Origin of the sequence: Pseudomonas sp. GZD-209 (genome assembly GCF_049310485.1) — a bacterium.
GTDB classification, from domain to species: Bacteria; Pseudomonadota; Gammaproteobacteria; order Pseudomonadales; family Pseudomonadaceae; genus Aquipseudomonas; species Aquipseudomonas sichuanensis.
In genome coordinates this window covers 1-7843 of the sequence record NZ_JBMOWQ010000029.1, presented here as the reverse complement: position 1 = coordinate 7843, position 7843 = coordinate 1, and the positions used below count along the sequence as shown (strand labels likewise).

General features: G+C 65.1%; 7 protein-coding genes. 5 read left to right on the top strand and 2 right to left on the bottom strand.

The genetic code is table 11. The features are described 5' to 3' along the window. The first annotated feature begins 232 nt into the window (after window positions 1-232). Window positions 233-1432 carry a formaldehyde dehydrogenase, glutathione-independent gene (fdhA, locus tag ACO6VM_RS05610; RefSeq protein WP_125857155.1) on the top strand — a complete coding sequence of 400 codons (1200 nt, stop codon included), beginning with the start codon at window positions 233-235 and terminating at the stop codon, window positions 1430-1432. A gap of 175 nt (window positions 1433-1607) precedes the next feature. Further along, entirely contained in the window at window positions 1608-2180 is a 573-nt protein-coding gene (locus ACO6VM_RS05605; protein WP_401057587.1) for a DUF2780 domain-containing protein, read from the top strand. Between the two features lie 103 nt (window positions 2181-2283). Here ACO6VM_RS05605 and ACO6VM_RS05600 read toward each other — a convergent pair whose 3' ends face one another. After that, window positions 2284-3633: an APC family permease gene (locus ACO6VM_RS05600; protein ID WP_422402901.1), complete on the bottom strand. Its 1350-nt coding sequence runs from the start codon at window positions 3631-3633 to the stop codon at window positions 2284-2286. 276 nt (window positions 3634-3909) lie between these two features. Then, entirely contained in the window at window positions 3910-4797 is an 888-nt protein-coding gene (locus ACO6VM_RS05595) for an acyltransferase (RefSeq protein WP_401057589.1), read from the bottom strand. Between the two features lie 182 nt (window positions 4798-4979). Here ACO6VM_RS05595 and ACO6VM_RS05590 point away from each other — a divergent pair, with 182 nt between their 5' ends. The 3 genes from ACO6VM_RS05590 to creC all read left to right on the top strand — a co-directional run bounded on the left by ACO6VM_RS05590 (window position 4980) and on the right by creC (window position 7755). Continuing rightward, entirely contained in the window at window positions 4980-5480 is a 501-nt protein-coding gene (locus ACO6VM_RS05590; RefSeq protein WP_422402900.1) for an ATP-dependent zinc protease, read from the top strand. 161 nt (window positions 5481-5641) lie between these two features. After that, complete coding sequence (gene creB, locus ACO6VM_RS05585; protein ID WP_401057591.1) at window positions 5642-6322, top strand: two-component system response regulator CreB; 681 nt, start codon at window positions 5642-5644, stop codon at window positions 6320-6322. Next, window positions 6322-7755, top strand: a complete 1434-nt coding sequence (gene creC, locus ACO6VM_RS05580; protein WP_422402899.1) for a two-component system sensor histidine kinase CreC — start codon at window positions 6322-6324, stop codon at window positions 7753-7755. Before creB ends, creC begins: the two co-directional genes overlap by 1 nt. Window positions 7756-7843 lie beyond the last annotated feature (88 nt).

Genomic DNA, 7843 nt, shown 5'->3' with positions numbered 1-7843 from the left:
CCCCCTCTGGGGGGACCCCCTCCCTCTCGTGGGGGGGGGGGGCGCCTTCTCCCCCCCCGCGATGCTTTTTGCGACAGCCCTGCGCCGCAAACAGGTATCCCTTTGTCGCAACCAGTCACTGCGACATCCCCCATCAAGCCCACAATTCCCCTCATTCCAGTAACACAGGCCGCCCATGGATGGCGGCGCTTCAACCAACGCTGCATAAATACAAATCAAGCGAGGTAAGAGCATGTCTGGCAATCGTGGAGTGGTGTATCTCGGCGCTGGCAAGGTCGAAGTACAGAAGATCGACTACCCGAAAATGCAGGACCCGCGCGGCAAGAAGATCGAACACGGCGTCATCCTCAAGGTGGTCTCCACCAACATCTGCGGCTCCGACCAGCACATGGTCCGTGGCCGCACCACTGCCCAGGTCGGCCTGGTCCTGGGCCATGAAATCACCGGTGAAATCGTCGAGCTGGGCCGTGACGTCGAGCGCCTGAAGATCGGTGACCTGGTGTCCGTGCCGTTCAACGTCGCCTGTGGCCGCTGCCGCTCGTGCAAAGAGATGCACACCGGCGTCTGCCTCACCGTCAACCCAGCCCGCGCCGGTGGCGCCTACGGTTACGTCGACATGGGCGACTGGACCGGCGGCCAGGCCGAATACGTGCTGGTGCCTTACGCCGACTTCAACCTGCTGAAACTGCCGGACCGCGACAAGGCCATGGAGAAGATCCGTGACCTCACCTGCCTGTCCGACATCCTGCCAACCGGTTATCACGGTGCCGTGACTGCCGGCGTTGGCCCAGGCAGCACCGTTTACGTAGCCGGTGCCGGCCCGGTCGGCCTGGCCGCCGCCGCGTCTGCCCGCCTGCTGGGCGCCGCCTGCGTGATCGTCGGCGACCTCAACCCGGCCCGCCTGGCCCACGCCAAGTCCCAGGGCTTCGAAGTGGTCGACCTGTCCAAGGACACCCCGCTGCACGAGCAGATCATCGACATCCTCGGTGAGCCCGAAGTGGATTGCGCCGTCGATGCCGTAGGCTTCGAGGCCCGTGGCCATGGCCACGAAGGCGCCAAGCATGAAGCGCCGGCCACCGTGCTGAACTCGCTGATGCAAGTCACCCGTGTGGCCGGCAGCATCGGTATCCCTGGCCTGTACGTGACCGAAGACCCGGGCGCAGTGGATGCTGCTGCCAAGATCGGTGCGCTGAGCATCCGCTTCGGCCTGGGTTGGGCGAAGTCGCACAGCTTCCACACCGGCCAGACCCCGACCATGAAGTACAACCGCCAGCTGATGCAGGCGATCATGTGGGACCGCATCAACATCGCCGAAGTGGTGGGCGTGCAGGTGATCAACCTCGACCAGGCGCCGGAAGGCTATGGCGAGTTCGATGCCGGCGTGCCGAAGAAATTCGTGATCGACCCGCACAAGATGTGGGGCGCGGCGTAACGGATGTGAAGTGAAAAGAGCCCCTCTTGCCGAGGGGCTTTTTCATGCCTGCTTGAGCCATGCGGCGAGGCATCGTCCAGTCCGAACTGCGCCGACAATCGGCCCGGAACAAAGGTTCAAACCCCTAGTCAAACCCCTCGTTTCCCGGCCATTCCGGCCGACGAGGTCCCTCCCGATGAAAGCATTCACCCTGGCAACCCTGATGACCCTGGCCGCAAGCCCGGTGTTCGCCTTCAACCTCAGCGACGTCGCCAACGCGGTATCCGCCACGCAAAACCAGGAGCAGGGCGCCCAGGTGCAGGCGCCTGCGGCCCAGGCCAACCTGCTCAACACCTTGGGCAGCGAGTTGAAGATCACCCCCGAGCAGGCCATCGGCGGCGCCGGGGCGATGCTGGGGCTGGCGCGCAACAACCTCAGCGGCGATGACTATGGTCAGCTGACCAAGGCCGTGCCGGGGCTGGACTTGCTGTCGGGTGCCAGTGCATTGGGCGGGTTGAGCGGCCTGGGGCAGTTGCTGGGCAACGGCAAGGCTGACTCGCCGCTGGGCAATGCGCTGGGTGGTGAGGTGCAGAACCGCAACGACCTGGATACCGCGTTCAAGGCGCTGGGCCTGGATACCGGGATGATCGGGCAGTTTGCGCCGTTGATCCTGCAATACCTGGGGCAGCAGGGAATTGCCGGGTCGTTGCTGCAGAACCTGGGGAATCTGTGGACAACGCCAGCGCCGTTGGCCCAGCCATCGGTCTAATCGCCTGACGCGGCCCCTGTGGGAGCGGGTTTACCCGCGAAGGCGGCGGCGCATTCACCCTCGCATTCGCGGGTGAACCCGCTCCCACAGGCGCTATGTTCCTTCAAACGGCTTCGGTGAAATCCACCAGGCGTACCGGCTTGCGGAAGCCCGCCGTCAGCGCCGCCAGGTAAGCCAACCCCAGGGCAAACCAGCACAACCCGATCACCAGCGTAAGCGCCGACAGGCTGGTCCACAGCCACAGGGTCAAGCCCAACCCCACCAGCGGCACCGCGCCATAGCGCAGCAACCCCTTGAGGTTGCGATGCGCGCTTTCATTCACCAGGTGCGTCTTCACCACCGCCAGGTTCACCGCCGAGAACGCCACCAGCGCGCCGAAGCTGATCAGCGAGGCCAGGGTGGCCAGGTCGATCACCAACGCCAGCAGCGAGAACGCCGACACCAGCAGGGTGGCGAATACCGGTGTGCCGAAGCGCGGCGACAGATAACCGAAGCTGCGCTGCGGCAGCACACGGTCGCGGCCCATGGTGAACAGGATGCGCGACACCGCCGCCTGCGAGGCCAGCGCCGAACCCAGGCTGCCGGCAACGAAGGCGGCGGTGAAGAAGTTGGCGAGGAACTGCCCGCCGGCCTTGAGCATCACTTCGTTGGCCGCCGCATCGGCGTTGGCGAAGTGGCTGCCCGGCAGCACCAGCTGGCTGACATAGGCCAGCACGGTGAACAACAGGCCGGCGCCCAGGGTGGTGAGGATGATCGCCCGGGGCACGTCGCGGCGGGCGTCCTTGCATTCTTCGGCCAGGGTGGAGACGGCGTCGAAGCCGAGGAACGACAGGCACAGCACCGCCGCCCCCGCCATCAACGCACCAAAGCCCGGTGCGCTGCCGTCACCGCGCAACGGCGCCAGCAAATCCACCGGCTGCCCGGCCAGGCCCTGCCACGACAGGGCGACGAACACGCCGATGAAGACAATCTGCGCGCCGACGATCAGGTTGCTGGTCTTGGCCACCGAGTGGATGCCGATCACGTTGAGCACCGTCACCAGGGCGATCGAGGCCAGCACGATGGCCCAGGCCGGGATGGCCGGGAAGGCGATGTTGAGGAACAGCCCGATCAGCAGGTAGTTGATCATCGGGATGAACAGGTAATCGAGCAGCAGCGACCAGCCGGCCAGGAAGCCCACGTTGGGGCCGAAGGCCATGTTGGTGTAGGAGTACGCCGAGCCCGCGACGGGGAAGCGCCGGACCATGAAGCTGTAGGAGGTGGCGGTGAACAGCATGGCCAGCAAGGTGACCAGGTAGGCGCCGGCAGTGCGGCCACCGGTGAGCTCGGTGACGATGCCGTAGGTGGTGAAGATGGTCAGCGGGACCATGTACACCAGGCCGAAGAACACCAGGGCGGGCAGGCCCAGGACACGGCGCAGTTGCGCGGGGGCGGAGCAAGGTTGGGTTGCCATCGATCAATCCTGGCTTTTTTGTAGTTGTGGTTGATCGATTTTTATCCACCAGGGTGGGTGGTGACAAACAAAGAGTTGCTAATGTCGATTATTAATCTGGATTTTAATCGGGGTTTCGCGGTGATTTGGTGGGCCCTATCGGGGGGGGGGGGGGGAGCCCCAAAAACCAACCCGATAGGGGTGGGGGGGGGAGGGTCGGCAAGGTATTCTGCGCATAAGCCCCTCTCGAAGGTTGGTGGGTGTTTTTGTGGTCCCCTCCCCCCCCCCGCGATGGTTTCAACGCATCTCTGCCCGCAGTTCCTCGATCCGCTGGTCTTTCTCCACCCACAGCTGGTTCACCCAGCTCTGCACTGCCTGGCGAAACTCCGGATCGTTCTCGTAATCCCCCGCGCACAGCGCAGGGTCCAGCTCACGCACGCGAATGTCGATGATCACCCGGCTGATGCTGCCATTAAGCAGCTCCCAGAACCCCGGGGCCTTGTTGCCCGGGTAGACGATGGTCACGTCCAGCAACGCATCGAGCTGTTCGCCCAGCGCCGCCAGCACAAAGGCCACGCCGCCGGCCTTGGGCTTGAGCAGGTGGCGGTAGGGCGACTGCTGCTGGGCATGCTTGGCCTGGGTGAAGCGGGTGCCTTCGAGGTAGTTGACCACGGTCACCGGCTGGCGCTTGAACAGCTCGCAGGCGGCCTTGGTGATTTCCAGGTCCTTGCCCTTGAGCTCCGGGTGCTTCTCGAGGAAGGCCTTGCTGTAGCGCTTCATGAACGGGTAGTCCAGCCCCCACCAGGCCAGGCCCAGCAGCGGTACCCAGATCAGCTCCTTCTTGAGGAAGAACTTGAAGAACGGCACGCGGCGGTTGAGGCTTTCGATCAGCGCGGGGATGTCGACCCAGGTCTGGTGGTTGCTGATGCACAGGTACGAGGTGTCCTGGCGCAGGGTGTCGACGCCGCGCACCTCCCATTGGGTGGGGATGCACAGGGCGAAGATGGCCTTGTCGACTTCCGACCAGCTTTCGGCCATCCACATCACCCCGGCGGAGGCATAGTCGCGCCCGCGCCCGGGCAGCACCAGCTTGAGCAGGGCGAAAACCAGCAGCGGGCCGATCATCACCAAGGTGTTGAGCAGCAGCAGGGTGGTGGTGAGCAGGCCAGTCAACAGGCGACGCATAAGGGAACTCGTGTTGTGTAAAAAGTACGGGCGGCAATGATAAGCAGCCCGGGGGCCTACGCCAAACGTCGTACGTCCATTAAGTGGCACAAATGTTTCACATTGTGTTGTTTAACCTGTGGCAACGAACCTATCCTGCCCGCGCAGTCTAAGCACTGACCCCTCTCAAGGAAGCCTGCCCCGTGAAACCCTTGCTTGCCCTGCTGTCCCTGCTGGCGTTGCCGGTCATGGCCGCCGAGCCCACGCTCTACGGCCGTTACGAGAACATCAAGTTGCCGGAGATCGGCGAAACCCTGAAAGCCAAGATGGATACCGGTGCCTACACCGCGTCGTTGTCGGCCAAGGATATCGAGCTGTTCACCCGTGACGGCAAGGAGTGGGTGCGCTTTCGCCTGGCGACCAAGGACGCCGATGGCAAGGTCTACGAGCATGAAGTTTCGCGCATCAGCAAGATCAAGAACCGCGCCGACGAGGACGAGGAGGGCGATGCCCCCGAGCTGTCCCGCCGCCCGGTGGTCGACCTGGAGCTGTGCCTGGGTGACGTGAAGCGCACCGTGGAGGTCAACCTGGTCGATCGCAGCAACTTCAACTATCCGTTGCTGATCGGCGCCAAGGCCTTGAAGAAGTTCAAGGCGGCAGTGAACCCGGCGGAGAAATTCACCGCGGGTAAGCCGAGCTGCTGATCCGATAGGCCATCTGTGGGAGCGGGCTTGCCCCGCGATAGCGTCAGGCCAGACGACGCCATCGCGGGGCAAGTCGGAGCGCCGAACCGCCGCTCCCACGATTGCGCACTCACAGGCCTATGCTGCAAAGTCCAGCCTCCCACCCAGCAAGGCCGGACGCCATGCCTCACATCCTCATCGTCGAAGACGAATCCGCCATCGCCGACACCCTGGTCTACGCCCTGCAAGCCGACGGCCACAGCACCGAATGGGTGACCCTGGGCAGTGCCGCGCTCGAGCAGCAACGCCTGCGCCCGGCGGACCTGGTGATCCTCGACATTGGCCTGCCGGACATCAGCGGCTTCGAAACCTGCCGCCAGCTGCGCCGCTTCACCGAGGTGCCGGTGATGTTCCTCAGCGCCCGCGACGCCGAGATCGACCGCGTGCTGGGCCTGGAAATCGGTGCCGACGATTACGTAGTCAAACCGTTCAGCCCGCGCGAAGTGGCGGCCCGGGTAAGGGCGATCCTCAAGCGCATGGCGCCACGCAGCGAGCCGGCCACCGACAGCGCGCCGTTCCAGCTCGACAGCCTGGCCATGCGTATCGTCTATCGCAGCCAGGCGCTGGCGCTGACCCGCCACGAATTCCGCCTGCTGCAATGCCTGCTCGAACAACCGCGGCGGGTGTTCAGCCGCGAACAATTGCTCGATGGCCTGGGCGTGGCCTCGGACGTGGGCTACGAACGCACCATCGACAGCCATATCAAGAGCCTGCGCGCCAAGCTGCGCCAGGTGGCTGCCGACGCCGAACCGATCCAGACCCACCGCGGCCTGGGCTACAGCTACAGCCCGGAGCACGCCTGATGCGCCTGGGGATTCGCATCTTCCTGGTGTACTTCCTGTTCGTCGGGCTGGCCGGTTATTTTCTGCTCAATACCGTGCGCGAACAGATTCGCCCGGTGGTGCGCCAGTCCTCCGAGGAAACATTGGTCGACACTGCCAACCTGCTGGCGGAAATCCTCCATGACGACGTCAAGCACGGCACCCTGAACCAGAGCCGCCTGTCGCAGGTGCTGCAGTCCTACGGCGAGCGCCGCCCCAGCGCGCAGATCTGGGGGCTGGCGAAGAACCAGGTCAGCCACCGCATCTATGTCACCGACGCCAAGGGCATCGTGTTGCTCGATTCCAGCGGCCAGGCCCTGGGCAAGGACTATTCGCGCTGGAACGATGTCTACCTCACCCTGCGCGGGCAGTACGGCGCGCGCTCCACCCGCAGCGACCCGGACGACGAAAGCACCTCGGTGATGCACGTGGCGGCGCCGATCCTCGATGACGGGCAGATCATCGGCGTGGTGACGGTGGCCAAACCCAACAGCTCGCTGCAACCCTACATCGACCGCTCCGAACAGCGCCTGCTGACCCTCGGGCTGGGGTTGATCGTGCTCGGCCTGTTGGTCGGCGCGGCGCTGTCGTGGTGGCTGACCCGCTCGCTGCGCCGGCTCACCCACTATGCCCAGGCGGTCAGCGAAGGCGAGCGCGCCGCCTTGCCGCACTACAAGGGCGGCGAGCTGCAGCAGCTGGCCACGGCGGTGGAGCGCATGCGCACGCAACTGGAAGGCAAGGCCTATGTCGAGCGCTACGTGCACACCCTTACCCATGAGCTGAAGAGCCCGCTGGCGGCGATCCGCGGCGCCTCGGAGCTGCTCCAGGGCGCCATGCCGGATGAGCAGCGGGCGCGCTTCGCCGGCAATATCGAGCGTGAGAGCGAGCGCCTGCAGCAGATGATCGAGCGCCTGCTCAACCTGGCCCGGGTCGAGCAGATGCAGGCGCTGGAGGACGAACAGCAAGTGGCGTTGGCGGCGCTGGTCGATGAACTGCTGCTGGCCCATGGGGCGCGTATCGACAATGCCGGCTTGCAGGTGCGCCAGCGGGTGCCGGTGGATATGCGCCTGTGGTGCGACCCGTTCCTGATGCGCCAGGCGCTGGCCAACCTGTTGGACAACGCCCTGGACTTCACCCCGCTGGGCGGCGCCTTGCTGTTCGAGCTGGAGCGCGAGGGCGAGCGGGTGGCGCTGAGCCTGTTCAACCAGGGGCAGGCGATTCCCGAGTACGCGCTGGGGCGGGTGAGCGAGCGGTTCTATTCGCTGCCAAGGCCGGATACCGGGCGCAAGAGCACCGGGCTGGGGTTGAACTTCGTCGCCGAGGTGATGCAGCTGCATGGCGGCTCGCTGGCGGTGGACAACGTGCCAGGCGGGGTGCGGGTGAGGTTGTGGCTGCCGGCGCGGCGCCTGAGCTGACGCGTGGGAGCGGGCTTGCCCCGCGATGAGGCCCGATCAGGCAGTGACGTTGCCCGGGTTGGCCTCATCGCGGGGCAAGCCCGCTCCC

Coding starts and splice junctions, on each gene's coding strand:
- fdhA (WP_125857155.1), top strand. CDS start 233: ATGTCTGGCAATCGTGGAGTGGTGTATCTCGGCGCTGGCAAGGTCGAA.
- ACO6VM_RS05605 (WP_401057587.1), top strand. CDS start 1,608: ATGAAAGCATTCACCCTGGCAACCCTGATGACCCTGGCCGCAAGCCCG.
- ACO6VM_RS05600 (WP_422402901.1), bottom strand. CDS start 3,633: ATGGCAACCCAACCTTGCTCCGCCCCCGCGCAACTGCGCCGTGTCCTG.
- ACO6VM_RS05595 (WP_401057589.1), bottom strand. CDS start 4,797: ATGCGTCGCCTGTTGACTGGCCTGCTCACCACCACCCTGCTGCTGCTC.
- creB (WP_401057591.1), top strand. CDS start 5,642: ATGCCTCACATCCTCATCGTCGAAGACGAATCCGCCATCGCCGACACC.
- creC (WP_422402899.1), top strand. CDS start 6,322: ATGCGCCTGGGGATTCGCATCTTCCTGGTGTACTTCCTGTTCGTCGGG.